A 20,121-nucleotide genomic window follows, 5' to 3' on the forward strand; every position below is an offset into this window, starting at 1 on the left:
CGACCAAGGAGCCCAGCCATGCCCTCGCTCGAGCTTCCCCCTGAGGACCGATCGCTCAGCCCGCACACCGGCTGGACCAGGTCCCACTGGGAGACGGTGGCGGATGCCCTGCTGGCCGCCGTACGGACGCACGCCGGCCCCGAGCACGCGCTCATCAGCCTCCCCGGCAGTCGGCCGAGCCTCTCCGGGCACCGCTCGGACGCCCTGGAGGGCTACGCCAGGACGTTTCTGCTCGCCGCCTTCCGCGTCACCGGAGCCGACGGAGCGGACCCGGCCGGGCTGATGCGCGCGTACGCCCGGGGTCTGGCGGCGGGCACCCGGACCCCGACCGCCGAACACGACCTCGCCGGCGGCGACCAGGTCTCCTGGCCGGACATCGCCCTGCGCCCCCAAGCCCTGGTGGAAGCCGCCTCGATCGCCGTGGCACTCCGGCTCACCCGGCCCTGGCTCTGGGACACCCTGGACGAGCAGACCCGCGAACAGGTCCGCGCCTGGCTCGCCCCCGGCCTGCGGCCCTCACCGGTCGACAACAACTGGTGGCTCTTCCCCGCGATGGTGGGCGCCTTCCTCGTCGACGCCGGGCTCGACCACGACGGCTCCGCGCAGCGCGCGGTGGACCGCGGCCTGGAGCGGATCGAGCAGTGGTACCTCGGCGACGGCTGGTACACCGACGGCCGCCCGCGTGCCTTCGACCACTACAACGGCTGGGCCCTCCACCTCTACCCCCTGCTGCACGCCCACCTCAGCGGCGACCAGCAGCTCCTCGACAAGTACGGCCCCCGGCTCGCCGCCCACCTCGAGGGTCACGCCCGTACCTTCGGCGCCGACGGCGCCCCCGTGCACCAGGGCCGCTCGCTCATCTACCGCTTCGCCGCCGCCGCGCCGCTGTGGGCGGGAGCACTCACCGGACACACCCCGCTCACCCCCGGCGCAACCCGCCGCCTCGCCTCCGGCGCGCTGCGGTACTTCCTCGACGGCGGCGCCGTGGACGCGGACGGCCTGCTCCCGCTCGGCTGGTTCGGCCGCTTCGACCCGATGGTCCAGACGTACTCCGGCCCGGCCTCCCCCTACTGGGCGAGCAAGGGCTTCCTGGGCCTGCTGCTACCGGCCGACCACCCCGTCTGGACCGCCGTCGAGGAACCCGGCCCGGCGGAGACCACCGACGCCGTCCTGGCACTGCCGCAGCCCGGCTGGCTGATCCAGTCCACCACTGACGGCCTGGTCCGCCTCCACAACCACGGCAGCGACGACCAGCCCGCCGACCAGGTACTGCCCGACAACCCGCTCTACGCCCGGCTCGCCCACTCCACCGCCACCGGCCCGGCCTTCGACGGTCCCCCGGACAACCACTTCGGCCTGGTGACCGGCGGGGAGCTCAGCGAACGCGGGCGGATCCACCCGCTCGGTGCCGGGGACGGCTGGGCCGCCTCCCTCCACCGTCCACGCGTCGGCGGCCACGAACTGCCCGGCGTCACCGTCACCTCGCTGGTCCTCGTCTCGGGAGCCGACGAGATCCACGCCCACCTGGTCAACGGTGCCGAACCCGGCACCGAGGTACGGCACAGTGGCTGGGCGGTGGCGGGCACCGAAACCGACACCGGGACGGACGGCCTGCTCGCCTGGAGCACTGCCGCCGACCCGGAGGGGGCACGGCTCACCTCCGCACTGCAGAACATCGACGGCTTCACGGCCGCCACCGCCCACCCGCTGCCCACCGGCACCGCCTTCGGGCCGGCCGCCGCGCTGCCGGTCCTGACCGGCCGCACGAACACGGGAGCCGCGCTGTTCGTCAGCGCGTCCAGACTCGCGCGAACCGCATCCCGGCCCTTCCCCCACCTCCACGTCCACACCGACGGCACCCGGCTCCACGTGCGCCGCCCCGACGGCGCCGAGTACGAGGCCGTACTCGCCCCGGGCCAGGTCACCGTCACCGTCCGCCCCTCGGAGTGAGCGCCGTGCCACTCTCCTTCTCCACCCTCGGCCTGCCCGGCCGCCCACTCGCCGATCACCTCCGCGCGGCCACCGCGCACGGCTGGGCCGGCCTGGAACTCCGCTGCCACGCCGGCGAGCCCATCCACCCCGCGATGACCGCCACCGAACGGTCGGCCGCCGCCTCGGCCTTCACCACCACCGGCATCACCCCCCTGAGCGTGGCCGGCTACCTCGGCATCGCGGCCCCCGGCGACGACGACGACCTGATCACCGCACTCCGCGACCAACTCCGCCTCGCGGCCGACCTCGGCGCCCACAGCCTCCGCGTCTTCCCGCACGGCGGCGACGGCCCCACCGCCGAACGGCCCGCCGGCTGACGGCCGTCGCCGACAGCGCGCGGGAGCTGGGCGTACGGATCCTGCTGGAGACCCACGACTCGCACCGAGCCGGGCGAGACGTGGCCAGAGTGCTCGACCTGGTCGACCATCCGTCCATCGGCGCGCTCTGGGACCTGATGCACACTCACCTGGCCGGCGAGTCACCCGCGCAGTCCTACACCGCCCTCGCCCCGTACCTGGGCTACGTCCAGGTCAAGGACGTCGCCGGAGCACACGACCTCACACCGCTGCCACTCGGCACCGGGATCCTGCCCATCGCCGAGTGCGTCGCCCTGCTGCCCCGCGACTGCTGGGTGTCCTGGGAGTACGAGGCACCGTGGTTTCCCTCGGCCGCCCCGCTCGAAGGGCTGCTCGAGCCCGGCGCGCGCTTCCTCGACCGACTGACGGACTGACCGCCTGACCCACCGGGTCAGCCGGCCCCGTCCTCCGGCGCACCACCACAGGACGTGCGGATCTTCAAGGCCGGCAGCAGCCGGACATGGTGGACGGGCAGCTCGGGCCCGCCGCCGATCCGACGCAGCATCAGTTCGACCGCCTCCGCACCCACCGCCCGCTTGGGCGGGGCGACGGCGGTCAGGGCCGGCGCGGCCAGCGCGGCGAAGACGTCGTCGTACGAGATCAGCGCCAGGTCCTCGGGGGCGTGCAGCCCGCGCGAGCGCAGCAGCGGCGCCAGCTGGATCGCCTCCTGGTCGTTGTGGACCAGGACAGCCCGCACGCCCTCGGCGACGGCCTCGACGATCCGAGTGGCGATGATCTCCGTGTCGAGCCCGGGGCGGTGGATGTCGATCACCGGCTGCGGCTTGAGCCCGAGCAACCGCACACCCTCCTCATAGCCGGCTCGCACCTGATGGGCCGTCCAGGTGTCCTCACGGGCGGCCAGCAGCACCGACTCGTGCCCCAGCCCGAGCAGATGACGCAGGGCCAGCAGGACACCGTGGTGGTGGTCGGAGCCGACCGCGTCCAGCCCGGCGGCGGCGCTCTCCGGCGGCGCGAGGCGCTCGACCAGAACAGCGGGCACCGGCAGGTCCTGGACCCAGGTCGTGTCGGCGGGGGCTGCGCCCGGGTGCCAGTTGGGGGTCAGCAGCAGGCCGTCGAGCCCCGAGTCCAGCAGCTGATCCACCTGGGCGCGGTCGTCCGCGGACTCGTACGAGGCGATTCCCAGGACCAGCCGGGCCCCGGCGGCCGCGGCGGCCGCGCGCGCTCCGTCGATCACCTCGTCGAAGTAGGAACCGAAGGTGGGCACGAGCATGCCGATGACCCGGTCGCGGCCGCCGGAGTGGGCTGCGGATGCCTCCTGCGGGAGGGAGACCGAGCCGTGCGAGCGACGGAGCACGCCGCTTTCGGCGAGCGCTGCCACGTCCCGCCGCACGGTGACCGCGGCGATGCCGATCCGGTCCGCCAGATCGATCACCCGGACCGTGCCCAGTTCACGGACGACCTCGAGAATGCGAGCCCGCCGCTCCTCCGCAGTGATGGTCATGGCATCCCTTCTCCCCGCCCGGCGCAGGCGACGCAGCGTACAGACCAATTAGTATCACTCGGTCACGTGCGATCGACTACACGGTGGAAAGGGGACTGCATGCTCGGAAACGGGGCCCCACTCATGGTCGACTCTTCGGGTGGTCGGCCACCCAGGCGATGATCTCCGTGCGGGGGTGCAGCCCGAGCTTGCTGATCTCCTGGCCCCAGGCCAGCTTTGCGTAGATAGCTACCTCCGGACGTTTTCGCAGGTCAGCTACGAGGTACAAGCCTGTACATTCCACTACCAACTGGTGGGTAAGTTGCACGGGCAACAACAGCAGCTTCGGCACCACCAACCCCCTCTGGATCGCCCGCTACGCCTCCACCGTCGGCACCCTCCCGGCGGGCTGGTCCTACCAGACCATCTGGCAGTACGCCGACTCCGGCACCCTCCCCGGCGACCAGAACTACTTCAACGGCGCCTACGACCGCCTCCAAGCCCTCGCCAAGGGCTGACCGCCTCCCGGCCCGCACCGGTCGGCACCAGCCCAACCTGGCACCGACCGGTGTGCACCCGCCCCCTCGTCGGGATCTCCATCGCGCTTACCCGAACGTGGTCTTGACGCGCAATCATCAGGTCCGAGATGGTCATGGAACCGCGTGGAATCCGTTCGTCATGGGAGACAGCGATGGCTCTGAAGTTCCTCGGCATCTACCCCAACACCCCTGATGACGGCTCGCCGACCATCTGGCTGGACGACGTGACCGGCGATCTGGTTATTCAGTCCTACAAGGCGGACGAAGCTACCGTGAGGGAGGCTCAGGAGGTGGGTTCCGTTCCGGGGCATTCCACCGACGTGCCCGACCACGAGACCGTGATCCGGCTCCCTGCCAACATGCTTCAGTTCATCCCTCGGCCCGACAGTGAGTGAGGTCAACGACGGTGGCAACGGCGGTTCGTGAGCAGTTGGCGAAGGCGCAGCACTCAGCGGTGCATCTGGAGATGCGCGACCACTACATGCTGGACGACCCGGAGTTCATCGCCTGGCAGCAGGGCAAGCGGCTGGACCCTGCCGACCGCGAGTCATGGTGGCGGTCTTGGCTGGACGTGGTGGTCGAGACGACCGGCCGAGGCGTGGCCATGCGCCGTCTCCGAGTGGTGTCCGAGCCGGTCACCGACTACATCCGCTACGAGTACGACGTGACGTTCCCCAACGTCGCGGCGGGCGAGGATGTGCGCTGGCTACCACGGTCCCGAGCGGGTGATCTGCTGCTCCCAGGGCTGGACGGTTGGGTGATGGACGACCAGGTGGTGATCCTGCATCACTTCACCGGTGAGGGGCAGTGGGCCGGGCCGGGTATGGAGGTTCGAGTTGATCCGGCCCTGGCCAAGCAGTACATCGTGGCCTGTGAGGCTGCCTGGGAACGGGCCACGCCGCACGCGGAGTACCGTCCCGGCTGATCGGCGATCTCATGGCTGTCTCTGCATCATCAAGCGTTCAGCGCGCCCGCCAGGATCTCGCCGACCGCCTCGGCGAGACCCTGCGGGAATCCGGGCTCAAGGGACGCGAGTTGGCCGCCGCCTGCGGCTGGTACCCGTCAAAGGTGTCGCGCCTGCTGAACGGCCACACCCCGCCTTCCGAGGACGACATCCGCCAGTGGTGCCGGGCCTGCGGGGCGGAGGACCGCGCGGCGGACCTGATTGCCTCGGTCCGCGCTGTCGCAGGCATGTTCGTTGAGTGGCGACGCATGGAGCGCACCGGGCTGAGGCAGGCTCAGGAGGCCCGGCGTCCGCTGTACGAGCGCACTCACCGTTTCCGAGCCTACTCGTCTTGGCTGGTGCCTGGCCTGCTCCAGACGCGGGGCTATACGGCGTCGGTGCTGCGGGGGATTCAGCGTCGGCGGGTTCTGGTGGACGACGTGGATGCTGCCGTGGCCGCCAGGATGGAACGCCAGCACATCCTGTACGAGGGTGACCACCAATTCGCCTTCCTGATCGAGGAGTCCGTTCTACGGTCCTGCCTCGCGGGGGCGGACGTGATGACCGGACAGCTCAACCAGCTGGCCACGGTCGGCTCCCTGCCGAACGTCAGCCTCGGCGTGGTGCCGATGGGGCTTGACCGATCCCGAATGCCGGTTGAAGGCTTCTGGATCTTCGACGCCGCGCAGGTGAACGTGGAGCTGGTGTCCGGCTACCTGACGATCACTCAACCGAGCGAGGTCACGGCGTACGCCGAGGCATTTGCAGAGCTGGCCGAGCAGGCCGTCTACGGGCCAGACGCCCGTGCGCTGATCACATCGGCTATTGCTGCGCTCGGGTGACCGGTGCAATCCTGCGTGGAATCCCATAGAACTTCGTAGCCTCCCGTTCCGCCCTGTCTCTACCGTCCTGTTGACGCTGTTTCAGCGATCCGGAGGAGTGGAGCCGTGGAGAAGAACAACGAGGCTGGGCCCATCGTGGCGGTGTGTGTCGAGTGCGAGTGGATCGCTGCCCTGTTGAAGCATCAGACCACCGAAGCCCCGACCATCAAGGCGGCTGACGCCCGGCTGATGCAGGAGCGGCACGGCGGGCCCCACAGCCAACAGCAGGCGGCGTGACGGCCGACCAGCCGAACGCCCCGGCCCCCGACGACCAGGACCAGGCCCACGCCAAGCCCCCGCTTGAGCCCATGCCGGAGTCCGAGACCATGCAGACGCTCCGAGCCAGCGTCGCGCAGCTCCGGGACCTTAGACGGGGCTGGCGGCCGTGAGCGTCCGTCTCCGCAACTCGACCAGGGAACTATCCCCATGCCCGTGCACCACGACCGGCCGCAGTCGGGGTACTTCGACGCGCACCCGCCCCGGGACGCGTACCGGCCGGAAGTCACGGCCGCCGAGCTGGGAGAAGTGCTGGCTGACGACCAGATGACCAAGTATCAGGAAGGCTGCGAGCGGGCCCGTACCGGCGACACATCGCGCGCCGAGTCCTGGGCCTACGTGATAGCCGGAGCAGCCGTTCTCGGCGTGCTGCTCGGCCTGTTGACCCGGTGAAGCAGCGGAGGCCGCGACGGGTGCGGCTGCTGCCCGTGAAACCGGTTCTGCTGACGCCCGGGACCACCGCTGCTCTCACGGGTGAGGGGACGTGCCCGCCGACGTGGCCGGGCGCGACCTGTTCGCCCTGGCGGCCATGGTCGTCTACCGGGCCCACCGAGTGGGCCTCTACACCTGAACTCCTGTCCCCGGGCGAGAACGGCAGAGCACTCGCGGACGGGGCATCATCCCGCGCCGTCGCGGCGTGGGCAGCAGCATCACGGAACAGGTCCCGGGCTATCAGCCCCAGGGAGGGGATTCAGTGAGCGCCACAGCCAAGCACCAGCTGATCGGCAGTCGATTCCTGGATGACTACCTGATCGTGCACCCCGGCAGTACCGCCGGCATCAAGGTCCCGCAGGAGCAGTACGCGGAGCTGGAGCGCACCACCAGAGCCGGAGAGACGACCCCGTACTGGCTGATCAAGGCAGCCCGTCGGAGGTGGGCACTCGACCTGCCTGTGAGCGTCCCGGCCAGTAACTTTCTCCTGCTCCGAGAGAAGGCCGATCCGCAGTACAGCCGGGCGAGTTGGGAAATCAACCTGGGCTGCAACTACGACTGCGAGCACTGCTACCTGGGTGAGAAGAAGTTCGAGGGCCTGTCCATGGAGGGCAAGGCGAAGCTCCTGCGCACGATGCAGGAGGTCGGGGTGCTGTGGTTGCAGATCACGGGCGGAGAACCGACCGTGGACCGCGACTTCGCCGACTCCTACACGCTGGCCTACGAGTTGGGCATGCTGATCACGGTCTCGACCAACGGTTCGCGCCTTTGGCAGCCGAAGGTCCTAGACGTGCTGACCACCCTCCCGGCGTACCGGGTGGTCGTCAGCGTCTACGGCGCGAGCGCTGCCAGCTACGACGGCCTCACCCGCCGGAAGGGGTCGTTCGCCACCTTCCAGAAGGGCATGGCCGCCGCGTTGGAGGCGGGCATCCCAATGCGCCTCAACCTGGTGGTCACCGAGCGCTCGGCCCACGAGGAGGCCGCGATGGTCGCCATGGCGGAGGACTGGGGCCTTGAGCACAACTCGTACGTCAACATGGCCCCGACGATCTACGGGGGCGGGGAGACACTGCCCGCACAGTCGGCCAAACACCTGCGGCAGCGCAAGGTGTTCTCCGGCTGCAACGCCGGCCACACCTTCTTCCACTCCGACCCGTACGGCGTCGCGTCGATCTGCAAGGTCGGACGCGACCCGAACGTGGACCTGATGGCCGAAGGCGTCGAAGGTCTGCGGAAGCTCGGCGCTATCGCCGATTCCCTCATGCTTCGCACCGGTGGGTGCTCCGGCTGCACGCTGTCAGGCTCCTGCGGGGTCTGCCGGCCCATGGCCAAGCTCTACCAGGAGGCGAAGGCACCACTCGGAAGTTACTGCCAGCACGGCCGACCGCGAGAGGAGGTGACCGCATGAACCCCGTAACCCTGGTCCAGCTCAGCACGACCCGCGCGAGCGTGACGGAGGTGGAGTTGGTGGACGACTTGGACGACCTCGCCGAGTCCACCAAGTGCGCCTGCAACGCAGGTGACGACAACCCGTTCTAGCCCGAACGGTGACGAAACCGTAGGCCCCGGCGCACACTCGACCGGGGCCTTCGGCATCGCACGATCAGATGCCTGATGGTCCACTTCCCTGGCGCGCGCTTCGACGGACGCCTCAACTCGGTCTCACGTCGCAGCTGTTCCAGGTTGCTGGCTGCCTTCTTGGTATTCTCTGCGATCTTCGTCAACTGCCCGACTGTGGTCTCGCCGTTCAACTCAGTGAACTTGAGGACCTCCAGGTCGATCACGTACGTGAGCGGTTCGACATCGCCGAAGGGTCCGCGCGCGCAGACCTCGAAGGTGTACAGGAGCGGAAGCGGCGGGTCGGCCCAGTAGAGCCTGTTGCCGGTATCGAGCATGTAGGAGATCACCCGCCCCGGCGCGAGCGAGGGAATCGTCCGGCTCGTTGCCCGCGCTAGTGCCCGCTCCTGCTCTGCGCCAAGGCTGGTGCGAAGTTCCGGCTTCACACGGACCTTCACGTCTCGGGCGACGGTTGGCCCGGTATTACTGATCGTCAGGCACAGGATCTGAGACCCTGGACCGTGAGGAGCAATGTCCACGACCACGAACGGTTCCAGCTGCTCGCGTCTGATCCGCCGTGCCAGGCTCAGCTGCAAGTGGGTATAGATCACCGCTGCCACGCTGACCAAGAACGCCAGCACGGACACGACCAGCGTGACGTTCTCCTTCATGGCCGCAGACGCTAACGCACGGCTTCGGCTTCTACTCGCCAGCTTCGACGACTCGCCGGAAGACGTCACCGCTATTGAGTAAAGTGCGGCCATGCAACTCCAGTGGGACTGGCTGCGGCCGGTGGTGACCGTCCCGTACGTGCCGACACTCGGCCCCATCCATCCCGCCACCTTCGGCCGCGAGCTGTTCGCCGACGTGCTCGCCGTGGCTGGGACGGAACGGTTCTTGCCGTACGACAAGGACGCGCGGTGGTCCGAGGTGAAGGGCGAAACCGTGCTGCCACTGGCCATCGACCACGGGCCCGGCCAGACACTCATCCCGACACTGAGCCGACGCGGTGCGGGCACGGTCAAGGTTCACCTGTACGGCGACCAGCCGGGCGGCCTGGCGGAGGCCGCGGAGCTGGCGACCAAGCTCGCTGCCGAGCACGGCGCGGGTAAGGCCCGGGTAGTCAGTTTCGGTGCTCCCGGCCAACCGGCACGGTCGGGCGTGGCCTGTACGAGGGTCCAGTTCCGCGAGTTCGCCACCGAGCGCACCACGGACCAGGTGGGCACTGTCCGGCCGCTGGAGGACCAGCCGGCGGCCGTACAGGCCACGTTCCCGGAGTTCGCCGACAAGCTCTCCGGCGATGGCTTCGCGTTCCTGCACTCCCGCATGGAGCTTGGCGGGGTCGGGCCGGTTCTGGTGACCGTGTCCGACGGTCGGGTGAGCGGGGCCATCGGGCCCATGGAGACCATGACCGACCACGCCGGGCAGCTGCGGCTACTCCCGCAGTACTTCGGTGTACTGCCCGACTTCCGAGGCCACAGACATGGCCGGGCACTGTGGCGGGCCGCGATGCGGTGGGGAGCGGACCACGGCGCGGCATACCAGCTCCTACAGACCGAGATTGACGGTGCGTCTGATCACCTGTGCCGCTCGGAGGGGCTGACGGATCTCGGGTTCGTCTACTCCTGACCGGCTGCCGGCGAAATGTCTGGCCATGAGGCGTCGCCGCCTCTACAGACAGTCGGCGAACTGCTGGCCGATGACCATGCCGAGAAAGAAGACGGCCAGCGTCAGCCCCACGATCACGAACGCCACACGGAACTGACGATCTAGCGGCCCGTGACGCGGCGCTCCACGACGTTCAACCGGGTAATAGCCGTAGCCACCTCGCCGCGCCCCTGGTGCGCACGCTCCACCTGCTGGGCAAGCTGTGCCTGATCCCGGTTCCGCTGCTCGATCTGGCTCGGGTGTTCGGGCTGTCCGGCTACGGCGACCATGATCCGATTCGGCGGGGCGAACGCGAAAACCTCGGCACATGTCCCGGCGACAGCGGTCATCGCGCGCCGCAGCTTCTTGTCTCCTACACGGTCGGCAAGGTCCTGCACCACGCGGCCGACCTCGCGCTGCTCGTCCTTCTGGAACCACTGCACTCGCTGCCCTCCGCGAGTGCAGACCTCCTCAAGCAGGCGACGGGCGTCGACCAATGCTTCGCGCACAGCTTCTCCGTCCGGACCAAGCGCCCTCCGGAGCCGCTGAGTACGCCACGTGCGCAGGGCCAGGTAGCCCGACAAAAGGAGGGCCAGCCAACCCGGCAGGAACTTCACGACGTCCGGCACATCCGTCAGGACGTCGCCCATGGAGGCGGCCCACTCAGCCGCGAGATTGGTCACCGCCGGAGTGTTGCATAGATGTGCACCTTTCCTCGTTTTCGCAGGTCAGCTACGAGGTATAAGGGTGTACACTCCACCACCAACTGGTGGACCACCTGCACCGGCAACAACTCCGGCTTCGGCGCCACCAACCCCCTCTGGATCGCCCGCTACGCCTCCACCGTCGGTACCCTCCCGGCGGGCTGGTCGTACCAAACCATCTGGCAGTACGCCGACTCCGGCCCCCTCCTCGGCGACCAGAACTACTTCAACGGCGCCTACGACCGCCTCCAAGCCCTCGCCAAGGGCTGACACCCCATCAAGCAGTGCGGGACCACCAACGGTGCGCCCCGCAGGCGCGCAGTTCGCCCTGGCCGCCACCCTCGCGGTCAGGGCTTTCTGCGCCCGACGACCTGGCTCCTACCCTGTACTCCCAGTCCATCACAGAGCCCAACCGCCCGCCTGGCTTCGGATGACAGGTCTCCCGCTAAAGGTGGTGCACCCTTGTCAATTGGTTGGATAGACGTGCTCTTCAGGCTGTCGGCGCGACAGGAGCCCGCAGGAGGTCTCGCCAGTCGGCGGGCCAGAGTTGGGAGCAATGCTCAAGACCTGTGGATCGGTTCCGGGAGGGCGCGCGGAGGGCGTACCTTCCCGAATGATCCTGTGACGGTCACCGAGTAGGCCCGCGTTCGCAGCGCCGGTCGGGAAGGCACGCCCATGCTCAGCGTAGTGAATGCCGACGGTTCGACGGAGTCCGGCTCCCTGATCGACGAGATCGTCCGCGAGGGGGCCCGGCGGATGCTGGCCGCCGCGCTTGAGGCGGAAGTCAACCAGTACATAGCCGAGTTGGCGGCCGAGACGGACGAGCGGGGGCACCGCCTGGTAGTCCGCAACGGCCACCACCGGCCCCGGACCGTAACCACCGCCGCCGGCCCGGTCGAGGCCACCGCGCCGCGGGTGAACGACCGCCGCGTCGACGAGGCCACCAGCCCAGGGACACGGCAGATCTCAAACGCCGTCTGAGCTGGGAATACTCGCATGCCCACCGCGTCGTTGGGACATGTATCGGAGTTCAAGTTGCCTGTGCTGTAAGAGTTGATGCGCAAGCGTTCGAAGTTCCCGTTTCCCACCCTCGGGCAGTTCCTGATGGCGCCCCGCATGATGAGGCGCTTGTCCATCTGGATGCTCGACAACGACCTCACCTTCGAGGAGGCCCGGCACTGGGAGATGGCGAGGCGGATGCTGCACGTGCACCTGGAGAAGACCTACGAGCCGAAGTGGCGCCGGACCGCGCCGGCCGAGCTCCGGGTGGTGGCTGGCCTGCCGGTGGACTTCGACCCGGAGCTCCTGCCGTACGGCGTTCCCGGGCTCTACCACCCGGAGACCTTCGCCGCGGTGCGCAAGCACCACCCCCGGCCGTAGCCCGGGCTGCCTGCCGCCCGGCCTCGCTTCCGGCCGGGCTGCGACAGCCGCCGCCGCGGCGGCAGTCCGCTTCCCGGCAGCGGGCCACACCAGCAGGCGGGGCCCGTTCCGCGTTCCAGGCGATGAGTACGTCGATGTGGTCTACGGAACCCGGCCCAGCGCCCGTACCATCGGTCTATGACTGTTGAGTTGACGGCCCGTCTCGACGACGTAGTGGTCGACCATCTGAGGGGCGAGGCCGCCCGTGCGGGCGTCGACCTCGATACCCATCTCGCCCGGGTCGTCACGGCCGACTACCTCGCGGCGCACGGCAGCCGTGCGGAGCAGATTGCCCGGGCTGCCGCCCTGACCGCCGCCGCTGTCCAGACCTGGGATCGGGAAGGGCGGCCCGAAGACGACGGCCACGACTTCGAGGACGTCTTCGGCCAGTGACCGATCTTCCCTACCGGGCCCGGCTCTCCGGCGAAGCCACCGCCCTGGTCCGCACGGTCCTGACCGAGGATCAGTGTAAGCAGCTCCAAGGTGCTCTTGAGCTGGCGATGGCCGACCCCTGGTCGTGGCCGGCCAGCGACCGCGAAGACTTGGACGACTCGATCCGGCAGATCGTCCTGCCGGATCTGATCGCGCACTACGTGATCCTGCCCGACCCGCCCGTCCCCCACCTGTGGGTCATCACCCTCACTGTCCTGTAGCAGCACGGGTGGTACTGCTGGCGGCAGGTGGACAGCTGATCCGCCTTGTCCCCTCCGCAGCCGTGGTGAGAGACGAGCCGCTGTCTTGTCAGCTCCCATCGGCCCGGCCGGGGGTGATCAGGAACTCCTGTGGGTCGGTCAGCCCGGTGTTGTACTTGCAACTCCGCAAGCGGATCTACCTCGTCGGCCAGGCCCCAACCCCCGGCTCCACGTCTGAATTTCGCACCCTCGAGGCTCGGTCGACGGGGCCCAGTGCCGCGCAGACCAGTACGGGAGCGGTTCGCAGGGGGTCTAGGAAAGCGATGGATCGCAGCCCCTGTCACCGGTAGCTCGTTGAATGCCGATGACAGGGGCCGCGTGGTGACGGCAGGTCAGGCCCGGCGACCCTCCGACAGCGACTTGACGAACCGTGCGGTCATCAGCACGGGCAGGATGAACGCGTAGAAGAAGACCGCGTAACTGCCGCCCTCGAAGACGAAGCACAGGTAGTACGCGTATCCCGCGAAGCCGACGCCGAGGACGCCGTTCAGGGCTCGCATGCCGTTCGTCAAGCCGCCCACGGGCAGCAGAGCTATCGCAACCATGACCACCCCGCTGACGGCCAGCAGGATGATGTACCACGAGAAGACCGGGTCGAGCCCGAAGTCGATGTTCAAGAAACGTTCCTGCTCACAGTGAAATACGCGGTCGGCGGTAGCCGACTGGGACGACTGCGCACAGTACTGGAGCCACCCCAGTGTCCGCCTCCACCTTTTGATCTCGGTATCGCTGTTGGGGCGTCACCCTGGCCTGCCTCGCACAACTCATAGGTGGAGGTTTCCGGCAAAGCCGGGTACAGGCGGGCTGCGGGGCCCGTAGATTCACCGCAACGAGCGGTGATCGACAACGATTTGGGAGTAACTGTGGGAGACAGCGGCACCTTCGGTTCGGACAGCGGGGTGGAATCCACCATCACGCTGCTGGAAACCCGGCTTCCCGCCACACAAGAGCGCCGCCGCGAGCTGGAGGAGGAACTCGCCGCCGTCACCGCGCAGATTGACGCCATGACCGGCGTCCTGGATGGCCTGCGGGCCCTGGCCGGCACTCCCCTGGACAACCGGGACGCGTCGGCTGCCCCGGCCCAATTGCCCACTTCGGAGGAGGCGGTGGAGGTGCAGGAGTCAGGCGTCGGGCAGTCCGGCGCGGCCGAAGCCGAAGCTCAGCCGGTGCCAGCTGTCACCCGACCCGCGCGCAGGACCAGCGCCAAGAAGAAGCCCGCCACGACCACGGCGAGGAAGACCACCGCGAGGAAGACGACCGCCCGCAAGACGGTGGCGGCGAGGAACACCGGCCCGGCCTCCACGGATATCGCTGCGCAGATGGAGCAGCAGACGGCCGCGACGAAGAAGACTGCGACGAAGTCAGTGGCCAAGAAGACAACGAAGGGCGCCCCGCCGAAGGAGACGGTGAAGAAGGTATCCGCGGCCGGGAAGCGGGCGGCGGCCGATGTCTCAGCCGCGCCGTCCCCGGGCCGGCGGCGGAGTGTCGCCGACGCGGACAGTGTGCTGGCGGTGCTGGCCAAGATGGCGGGGCCGCTGCGCGCCCGTGAGGTGACCGAAGAGCTCGGGCTGGAGGCCATCGCCGCGAACGTCAACGCGATCCGCACCCAGCTGGAGCGCCTCGCCAGCAGCGGTCGTGCGCAGCGGACCGGCCGGGGCCTGTACACCACAGCCACCGAGCAGAGCACAACTTCGGGCTGAGGCTCAGCCAGGGACTGCGGATACGCACCCCGGTGTTCTGGCTGAGGCGGATGTCGTGGTGGTGTGGATCTCCTGGGATCGGTTCCCATTTCGGCTGTTTTCGGTTGAGGATCGCGACGGGTCTTCTTCGGCTCCAGCCGACAGGCGCCGAGCAAGACCCCCTCACAGGCTCAGTTCACCCAAATCAGGAAAGCTGACCAAATACGTGGGCCACCCAGCCGTCAAGCCGGACGGCGAACTCCCGCGCTGAGGCGATATCCGAGGCCGGCAGGGCGCCGGCGTCGTCCAGGCCGTCGAAGCAGTCGACATCGGCCCAGCCACCACGGAACAGCACCACCGACAGCTCAGCCTCCGCCGGGCCCGAGACGAGCACACCAACCGAGTCGGGATCGTTCACCAACGCCCTGTCCGTCTCTAGTCGCTGAGGCCATGGTGCTGCTTCATCGCGCCACATCACCTGACCCACCGCCAGGCCGACAGCCCGCCATCCCGGCGTCCGGGCGGCTACTTCGGCAGCAGCCTCATCAAGATCCGGCAGATCGTCCTGCCGGATCTGACTCCGGTGTGCTGCCCGGCGACCAGAACTACTTCAACGGCGCCTACGACCGCGTCCAAGCCCTCGCCAAGGGCTGACCCACCCGGCCCGCACCGGTCGGCGCCGACCGCCCCAGCGCCGACCGGTGCGCGCTCACCCCGCCCATCGGGATCTCCACCGCGCGTACGGAGTCCGTCCAATGAACGGCTCTGTCTCGTAATCGGTGGTAACGAAGGGCGACAGTCGTCGTCGGCATGGTATGCGTGATGTCAACGAGCTTGTGAATGTGGTGTTTTCGGGGCTGTCTGGCTTGGTCATCGCTGGCGTGACGGATGAGCGCGAGTTCATCAGGGTGTCGGAGCGGACCCGGAACGATCCGGTGCCGTGGCCGATATGCGGGCAGCTGACGGGACAGGTCCACGGTTTTCACGGGCGGGTGATCGCGGATGTGCCGGTGGACGGGCGCAGGGTCGTGGCGTCTGGGCTGCCCGCGGCAGACCTTTTGCGAGCAAGTCCCCGGCCTGATCGAGCGCTACCAACGGCGCACGCGACGGCTGGCCGACCAACTCGGCGTGATTGTGAAGGAGTTAGCAGATCGGGCGGGCGCCCGCCTCTCCGCCGAACCATCACGTCAACGGAACTTCCGTCCCGTCAGTCCCGGGCCCGGCTAAGGGCGGAGAGGGCAGGATTCGAACCTGTGCGGACCCGGAGGTCCTGCTCGACCGTCACCGGCCTGGCACCCGATCAGCCGCTCCGGCACCTCTCCAAGCCTCGGCAGTGGCGCGTACCCCCCTCGGCGTGAAACCACTGTGCCCGCACGGCCTGGCACCCACCTGACCCACCGCTGACACCCGGGGAAGGGCGGTCCGCAACGATGCGAGGGCCCGTCAGGACGGGTTCAGGCCCCCGGGTTGATGCCCCGCAGGACGTCCCCGGCCTTGAACTGGAGGTCGTCCGCACCCGCACCGGTGAACACGAAGTGGGCACCGTGCGGCGGGTCCACCTCGGTCACCACCGCCTGCGGGGAGCGGCGGATCTCCGCCAGGGCAAGGTCGACCGGACGACCGTGCCGGCCCACGCAACGGAAGCGCGCACCCACCTGAGTGGTCGCCAGGCATCGCACGACGACTGCCAACAGATCGGACCCGGCGCTGTCCACCTGCACGATCTCGATCTTCGGGTGGGGTGCTTCCAACGCCTTCATCATCACGCTGCCAGGGTCTAGGGAGAGGTGTGCACGGATCAGGGCCGACCGCAGAGGGCCAAGACCTGGGGAGGATTCCCCCGGGCCCCGGCCGGGGAGGCTCGGCCGAGATGAGCGCGGCCGCTCTGCTCGACAGCCCTGACGGCTCGGGTCGGACCTGTCGTGCCCGGAATGCTAGACCTGACAGCCGCTCTGGAGAAGGGCTTTGACCTGCAGTCTTTTCGGACGCGAGCATGCCAGGCGCACCCGGCGTACACGCACTGCACCCACTTGCCGGTCGCGGCGGCGGGATCCGGAGCGCGTCCGCCCGACCGGCACTCCGTCCTCAGCAGTCCCCGTAGTACCCGTCGTAGTACGCGGAGTGCCCCGCCACCGAGAAGCCCTCGAACTCACCGCTCGACTCCCCCTCCGCAGCCCCACCAGGGCCTCCGCCGCGGCCGCCGCAGAGCTTCATCACCTCGGTGTCGCCCTCGCCCTGGCTACGTCGCTCGCGCGCCGTCCGCTCCGCCAGCAGGAGGCGGATCTCGTCGAGGTCCGCTCCGCCCGGGCGGAGCCCGTACCGGCGCAGGCACTCGTCCTCGTCCATGCCCCTCCCCTCCCGCCTCGGCCCCCGGTCCAGTTGGTGAACCGTCGTCATATCCTTTGACCTGTACCGGAAAGCCTGCCACCCCTCACCGACACGGCGCGCACCGACGCCGGGCCGCGCTCGACCGTACGCGCCCCGATCGGGTGATCGTCGAGGAGCGGCCCCGCCGGTGTCGGCTCCCTCCCCTAGCGTCCAGGGCATGGATACCGTGACCTCGTCGCCACCGACCACCGCAACCTTGCTGACCCATCCGGACACCAGCGGTCACCCCGCCCTGGACGGCGCACCCGTCAGCCGCATCACCAGCACGCTGCGGCAAGCCCTGATCGACCTGGGCGCCCGGCTCGACCCGCTCGCCGCCGCGGCCGATCCGGACGGCATGGCGTGCGAGGTCCTCCGCCTGGTCCTCGCAGCGGCCTACGACACGGCAGAGCCGGGTGAGCAGCCGGGCATCCTGTACGTGACACCAGCCGTCGCCGAACTCGGCCGCCAGCCGGTGTGGTTGCACCGCGAGACCCCGAACGGCCCGGTCACCGCACGCTTCCCCGCCGACCACTGAACTGACGACCGGACCACGGGACCGGCGGCCCACCACGCGGAGTCGGCCGCCGGCCCTCACACGACCGGAGGCCGTCCCGCCCGGGTCAGCCGCCACACCATCGGCCCGCGGTCCTGCTGCTCACCCCGATCAACAACCGGAGTAAGACGTGGACCCCCGAGAACCGACCTGCCGACTGGAGGGAGCAGAACGACCTCTGGGACCGCTCGTCGCCTTCGCCCTGCTGGCCACCGCCACCGCCTGAGCCGGCGCTCCGAGACCGCACAGGCGGCGTCCGCTCCCCTGCTCCGCGGCCGGCAGACGACGATTCTCACGGATCTACCTCCGTAGGGATCGCGACTTCCGCGAATGCCGGATCGTCAGGCGGGCTGGACGGTGACTGTGCACAGGCGCTTGGTGGCCCGGGTCAGGGCTACGTACAAGTCCCGCTCCCCAGCGGGGCGAGCCGTGATGATTTCCTCGGGGTTCATGACGACTACCCCGTCGAATTCCAGGCCGCGTGCTTCGGACGCCGGCACGACGCGTGCGTAATGGGCGATCCCCTGGGCCGTCAGCTCGCTCACCCTGCCGTCGGCGCAGATCACTCCCAGAAGCTCGCCCGGGTGCGCGGTGCTCTGAGCGCGGACTTCCCGGACGACGGCGGTCACCGACCCGTCCGGAGGTGCGGTCACGGTGCGAGGGCGCTCACCGCTCCGCAGTGACCGTGTGGGATTCTGGTCCGGAGCGATCCGCGTGAGCAGGTCCCGGACGCTCTCCAGGATCTCCTGCGTGGTGCGGTAACTGACGGTCAGGCTGTGCAGTTTGAACCGCGGGCCGACGTGGGGGCTCAGTGCTTCCTTCCAGTCGCGTGCTGTCGCGACTGGGCCTGCCTGGGCGAAGTCACCCACCAGCGTCATCGCCCGCGACGGGCATCGGCGGACGATCATCCGCCACTGCATGGCGGTCAGCTCCTGCGCCTCGTCGACGACGACGTGCCCGTACGTCCGCTCGGGCGGGCCGTCGACCAGGCTCGCCGCCTCGTCCAGCAACGGCACATCGGCGTCGGTCCACGGGTCGTCCTGACCGCGCAGCGCGGGGCAGGCGCCCGGCGAGAGCGCCGGCGTTCGTCAGGAGCGCCTTCACGAGGTCACCGGGGACCAACCGCGGCCACAACACCTCGACCGCTCGGTCGACACCGGCGTCGTCGAGGAGATCGGCTCGGATGGCGTCCAGGTCCAGCTCGTGGACCGGACCCGAGTCGGCCACACCTTCGGCACGGCGCTGGGCGGCTCCCGTGAACCGGTCGAGGTCCAAGCCCGTCATCGCTTCGGTATCGGCGTCGATCTGCTCCAGGACGTCACCCATGTCTCGCTGCATCGCATCGGTGACGGCGTCGACCAGGAGCTCCTTGAACACCCGGCGTGCGGCGTTGTGTCCCGGTACGGCTGCCACGGCGGCGTCGCGTGCCGTGGCGACCTCCTCGCCGGATAGGCGAACCAGTTCCTGTCCGACCCGCACGGTGAAGTCACCGGCGGGGGCCTGGTGTTCGCGCAGCAGGCCGGCCAAGGCCTCGGCGAGGTCGGAGCTGCCCTTGAGACGCGCCGCATCGAACCGGTCCACCGTGTCCGTGGACACTCCGGCCAGTTCCCGGCAGGTCGCCAGGACGACGTCGTTCTCCCCGAGCGAGGGAAGGACCTGGGAGATGTAGTCGAGGAACCGGGCGTTCGGCCCGACCACCAGGACACCCTCCTCCGCGGCGCGCGGAAACGCGTACAGGACATAGGCCGCCCGGTGCAGGGCGACCACCGTCTTACCGGTGCCGGGCCCGCCCTGCACCACGGTCACCCCGCGGTGGGCGGAGCGGACGATCTCGTCCTGCTCGGCCTGCAGCGTCGCGACGGCCGCGTGCATCCTTCCCGTACGCCGTGCCGACAGGGCCTCGGTCAACGGGCCGTCCCCCACGACGTCCTCGTCGGTCGGGGCGGTCCCGTCCAGCAGTTCGTCGCTCACCGAGACGACCGTGCGCTCCTCGATGCGCAGGTGCCGGCGCCGCCGCAGGTCCATCGGGTGGACCGGTGTCGCCTCGTAGAAGGGCCGCGCCGCGTTGGCGCGCCAGTCCACGAGCAGCGGCAGGTCGTCCTCCTCCCTGTACAGTCCGATCCGCCCGATGCGCAGGGCCGTGCCGTCCGTCCAGTCGATGCGCCCGAAGACCAGCCCCTTTTCGGCGCCCTCCAGCCGACCGATTTCCTTGGCCAGACGCTCGGCGGCGATTTCTCTCTCGTATGCCTCACCGGCACTGTCCGCCGGGGCCTTCAGCACACTCGCCCGGTGCACTCGCGCCTCGGAAATCCGCTCGGCGAGGAACTCGTGCAAGGAGGACACATAATCCCGCTCGGATTCAACCGCACGCACAGCGGGATCATTCGTTTTCGACAACAGGGGGCTCCTTCGATTCGAGCCACACCCTACGGTCAAAGTTCCCCAAAGGTAAGTCTTGACTTACTTGGTGAATCCATGTCCCTGCGACCGAATGAATGGCGACCGACCACAGGGCACACATTCCGCCATCCGTCTATCGTCCATTGCATTCCCAAGCCCACCTGCCTTACGAGCAAGCCCACCCTCAGACCGTGTTTGAGATCTGCCGTGTCCCGTGGCTGGCGGGGTCGTTGAGCCGTG

General features: G+C 69.0%; 25 protein-coding genes and 7 pseudogenes. 22 read left to right on the forward strand and 10 right to left on the reverse strand.

Annotated elements, in window-relative coordinates; translation table 11 throughout:
* Nucleotides 1-18: 18 nt before the first annotated feature.
* Genes ASC99_RS27385 through ASC99_RS42295 form a run of 3 tightly spaced genes read left to right on the forward strand, consistent with a single transcriptional unit; the run spans nucleotide 19 to nucleotide 2,722 of the window.
* On the forward strand, nucleotides 19-1,950 hold the full coding sequence (locus ASC99_RS27385) for a DUF2264 domain-containing protein (protein WP_057236951.1): 1,932 nt from the start codon (nucleotides 19-21) through the stop codon (nucleotides 1,948-1,950).
* Nucleotides 1,951-1,955: 5 nt separating this feature from the next.
* Nucleotides 1,956-2,309, forward strand: a complete 354-nt coding sequence (locus ASC99_RS42290) for a hypothetical protein (RefSeq protein ID WP_369825176.1) — start codon at nucleotides 1,956-1,958, stop codon at nucleotides 2,307-2,309.
* 26 nt (nucleotides 2,310-2,335) lie between these two features.
* A complete protein-coding gene (locus ASC99_RS42295; RefSeq protein WP_369825179.1) occupies nucleotides 2,336-2,722 on the forward strand; it encodes a sugar phosphate isomerase/epimerase family protein in 387 nt (128 codons plus the stop codon).
* Between the two features lie 17 nt (nucleotides 2,723-2,739).
* On the opposite strand, the gene ASC99_RS27395 is transcribed toward ASC99_RS42295, so the two are convergent.
* Both ASC99_RS27395 and ASC99_RS41225 read right to left on the reverse strand, forming a co-directional pair.
* Complete coding sequence (locus tag ASC99_RS27395) at nucleotides 2,740-3,810, reverse strand: substrate-binding domain-containing protein (protein WP_057236953.1); 1,071 nt, start codon at nucleotides 3,808-3,810, stop codon at nucleotides 2,740-2,742.
* Between the two features lie 121 nt (nucleotides 3,811-3,931).
* On the reverse strand, nucleotides 3,932-4,141 hold the full coding sequence (locus ASC99_RS41225; RefSeq protein ID WP_235502784.1) for a hypothetical protein: 210 nt from the start codon (nucleotides 4,139-4,141) through the stop codon (nucleotides 3,932-3,934).
* Between ASC99_RS41225 and ASC99_RS37785 the strand changes: the two are divergent.
* The 9 genes and pseudogenes from ASC99_RS37785 to ASC99_RS41765 form a co-directional block, all read left to right on the forward strand.
* A pseudogene (locus ASC99_RS37785) lies at nucleotides 4,095-4,307 on the forward strand (GH25 family lysozyme); the annotation flags it as partial. The gene ASC99_RS41225 and the pseudogene ASC99_RS37785 sit on opposite strands and share 47 nt — an antisense overlap.
* Before the next feature lie 173 nt (nucleotides 4,308-4,480).
* Nucleotides 4,481-4,723, forward strand: coding sequence for a hypothetical protein (locus ASC99_RS27405; protein ID WP_057236957.1), 243 nt, complete (start codon nucleotides 4,481-4,483; stop codon nucleotides 4,721-4,723).
* Nucleotides 4,724-4,734: 11 nt separating this feature from the next.
* Complete coding sequence (locus tag ASC99_RS27410) at nucleotides 4,735-5,253, forward strand: DUF6879 family protein (RefSeq protein ID WP_369824309.1); 519 nt, start codon at nucleotides 4,735-4,737, stop codon at nucleotides 5,251-5,253.
* Between the two features lie 11 nt (nucleotides 5,254-5,264).
* The gene (locus tag ASC99_RS27415; RefSeq protein WP_057236959.1) at nucleotides 5,265-6,113 is read left to right on the forward strand and encodes a helix-turn-helix transcriptional regulator; all 849 of its coding nucleotides are present in this window, start codon (nucleotides 5,265-5,267) and stop codon (nucleotides 6,111-6,113) included.
* A 105-nt stretch (nucleotides 6,114-6,218) separates the two neighbouring features.
* On the forward strand, nucleotides 6,219-6,389 hold the full coding sequence (locus ASC99_RS38955; RefSeq protein WP_157531781.1) for a hypothetical protein: 171 nt from the start codon (nucleotides 6,219-6,221) through the stop codon (nucleotides 6,387-6,389).
* Complete coding sequence (locus tag ASC99_RS38960) at nucleotides 6,386-6,541, forward strand: hypothetical protein (RefSeq protein ID WP_157531782.1); 156 nt, start codon at nucleotides 6,386-6,388, stop codon at nucleotides 6,539-6,541. Before ASC99_RS38955 ends, ASC99_RS38960 begins: the two co-directional genes overlap by 4 nt.
* Nucleotides 6,542-6,578: 37 nt before the next feature.
* On the forward strand, nucleotides 6,579-6,821 hold the full coding sequence (locus ASC99_RS27420; protein ID WP_057236961.1) for a hypothetical protein: 243 nt from the start codon (nucleotides 6,579-6,581) through the stop codon (nucleotides 6,819-6,821).
* Nucleotides 6,822-7,122: 301 nt separating this feature from the next.
* On the forward strand, nucleotides 7,123-8,268 hold the full coding sequence (locus ASC99_RS27425) for a radical SAM protein (protein ID WP_057236963.1): 1,146 nt from the start codon (nucleotides 7,123-7,125) through the stop codon (nucleotides 8,266-8,268).
* Nucleotides 8,265-8,399, forward strand: coding sequence for a hypothetical protein (locus ASC99_RS41765; protein ID WP_255359279.1), 135 nt, complete (start codon nucleotides 8,265-8,267; stop codon nucleotides 8,397-8,399). The genes ASC99_RS27425 and ASC99_RS41765 overlap by 4 nt, the downstream gene beginning before the upstream one ends.
* Here the strand turns inward: ASC99_RS41765 and ASC99_RS27430 are convergent.
* On the reverse strand, nucleotides 8,396-9,088 hold the full coding sequence (locus ASC99_RS27430; RefSeq protein ID WP_057236965.1) for a hypothetical protein: 693 nt from the start codon (nucleotides 9,086-9,088) through the stop codon (nucleotides 8,396-8,398). The two genes, ASC99_RS41765 and ASC99_RS27430, sit on opposite strands and share 4 nt — an antisense overlap.
* A 91-nt stretch (nucleotides 9,089-9,179) precedes the next feature.
* Between ASC99_RS27430 and ASC99_RS27435 the strand changes: the two genes are divergently transcribed.
* Nucleotides 9,180-10,046 (forward strand): GNAT family N-acetyltransferase, encoded by an 867-nt coding sequence (locus ASC99_RS27435; protein ID WP_057236968.1) that lies wholly within the window; start codon nucleotides 9,180-9,182, stop codon nucleotides 10,044-10,046.
* Between the two features lie 140 nt (nucleotides 10,047-10,186).
* Here the strand turns inward: ASC99_RS27435 and ASC99_RS27440 are convergent, their stop codons facing one another.
* Nucleotides 10,187-10,747, reverse strand: coding sequence for a hypothetical protein (locus ASC99_RS27440; protein WP_057236970.1), 561 nt, complete (start codon nucleotides 10,745-10,747; stop codon nucleotides 10,187-10,189).
* 33 nt (nucleotides 10,748-10,780) lie between these two features.
* Here ASC99_RS27440 and ASC99_RS27445 point away from each other — a divergent pair.
* The 5 genes and pseudogenes from ASC99_RS27445 to ASC99_RS27465 form a co-directional block, all read left to right on the forward strand.
* Nucleotides 10,781-11,038 (forward strand): annotated as a pseudogene (locus ASC99_RS27445) (GH25 family lysozyme); the annotation flags it as partial.
* A 405-nt stretch (nucleotides 11,039-11,443) separates the two neighbouring features.
* A pseudogene (locus ASC99_RS27450) lies at nucleotides 11,444-11,731 on the forward strand (transposase); the annotation flags it as partial.
* Between the two features lie 165 nt (nucleotides 11,732-11,896).
* Entirely contained in the window at nucleotides 11,897-12,148 is a 252-nt protein-coding gene (locus ASC99_RS38965) for a hypothetical protein (protein ID WP_157531783.1), read from the forward strand.
* 177 nt (nucleotides 12,149-12,325) lie between these two features.
* Complete coding sequence (locus tag ASC99_RS27460) at nucleotides 12,326-12,580, forward strand: hypothetical protein (protein ID WP_057236978.1); 255 nt, start codon at nucleotides 12,326-12,328, stop codon at nucleotides 12,578-12,580.
* Nucleotides 12,577-12,840 (forward strand): hypothetical protein, encoded by a 264-nt coding sequence (locus ASC99_RS27465; RefSeq protein ID WP_057236980.1) that lies wholly within the window; start codon nucleotides 12,577-12,579, stop codon nucleotides 12,838-12,840. The genes ASC99_RS27460 and ASC99_RS27465 overlap by 4 nt, the downstream gene beginning before the upstream one ends.
* A 371-nt stretch (nucleotides 12,841-13,211) precedes the next feature.
* Here the strand turns inward: ASC99_RS27465 and ASC99_RS27470 are convergent, their stop codons facing one another.
* On the reverse strand, nucleotides 13,212-13,496 hold the full coding sequence (locus tag ASC99_RS27470) for a hypothetical protein (protein ID WP_063857209.1): 285 nt from the start codon (nucleotides 13,494-13,496) through the stop codon (nucleotides 13,212-13,214).
* A gap of 219 nt (nucleotides 13,497-13,715) precedes the next feature.
* Here ASC99_RS27470 and ASC99_RS27475 point away from each other — a divergent pair, with 219 nt between their 5' ends.
* Nucleotides 13,716-14,579 (forward strand): hypothetical protein, encoded by an 864-nt coding sequence (locus ASC99_RS27475; protein ID WP_157531784.1) that lies wholly within the window; start codon nucleotides 13,716-13,718, stop codon nucleotides 14,577-14,579.
* Nucleotides 14,580-14,763: 184 nt separating this feature from the next.
* On the opposite strand, the gene ASC99_RS41230 is transcribed toward ASC99_RS27475, so the two are convergent.
* On the reverse strand, nucleotides 14,764-14,976 hold the full coding sequence (locus ASC99_RS41230; RefSeq protein ID WP_235502785.1) for a hypothetical protein: 213 nt from the start codon (nucleotides 14,974-14,976) through the stop codon (nucleotides 14,764-14,766).
* 427 nt (nucleotides 14,977-15,403) lie between these two features.
* On the opposite strand from ASC99_RS41230, the pseudogene ASC99_RS41235 reads away from it, so the two are divergent.
* A pseudogene (locus ASC99_RS41235) lies at nucleotides 15,404-15,731 on the forward strand (ISL3 family transposase); the annotation flags it as partial.
* Nucleotides 15,732-15,788: 57 nt separating this feature from the next.
* Here ASC99_RS41235 and ASC99_RS38970 read toward each other — a convergent pair.
* The 3 genes and pseudogenes from ASC99_RS38970 to ASC99_RS27490 all read right to left on the reverse strand — a co-directional run bounded on the left by ASC99_RS38970 (nucleotide 15,789) and on the right by ASC99_RS27490 (nucleotide 16,904).
* Nucleotides 15,789-15,880: pseudogene (locus ASC99_RS38970) on the reverse strand.
* Nucleotides 15,881-16,012: 132 nt separating this feature from the next.
* Nucleotides 16,013-16,309 (reverse strand): hypothetical protein, encoded by a 297-nt coding sequence (locus tag ASC99_RS27485; RefSeq protein WP_157531785.1) that lies wholly within the window; start codon nucleotides 16,307-16,309, stop codon nucleotides 16,013-16,015.
* 334 nt (nucleotides 16,310-16,643) lie between these two features.
* The gene (locus ASC99_RS27490; RefSeq protein WP_063857212.1) at nucleotides 16,644-16,904 is read right to left on the reverse strand and encodes a hypothetical protein; all 261 of its coding nucleotides are present in this window, start codon (nucleotides 16,902-16,904) and stop codon (nucleotides 16,644-16,646) included.
* A 199-nt stretch (nucleotides 16,905-17,103) separates the two neighbouring features.
* On the opposite strand from ASC99_RS27490, the gene ASC99_RS27495 reads away from it, so the two are divergent.
* A complete protein-coding gene (locus ASC99_RS27495; RefSeq protein WP_057236989.1) occupies nucleotides 17,104-17,463 on the forward strand; it encodes a hypothetical protein in 360 nt (119 codons plus the stop codon).
* A gap of 107 nt (nucleotides 17,464-17,570) precedes the next feature.
* Nucleotides 17,571-17,669: pseudogene (locus tag ASC99_RS41240) on the forward strand (DUF1772 domain-containing protein); the annotation flags it as partial.
* Nucleotides 17,670-17,822: 153 nt separating this feature from the next.
* Here the strand turns inward: ASC99_RS41240 and ASC99_RS27500 are convergent.
* A pseudogene (locus ASC99_RS27500) lies at nucleotides 17,823-19,824 on the reverse strand (AAA family ATPase).
* Nucleotides 19,825-20,121 lie beyond the last annotated feature (297 nt).

It is taken from the genome of Kitasatospora sp. Root107 (assembly GCF_001424875.1).
Classification (GTDB): domain Bacteria; phylum Actinomycetota; class Actinomycetes; order Streptomycetales; family Streptomycetaceae; genus Kitasatospora.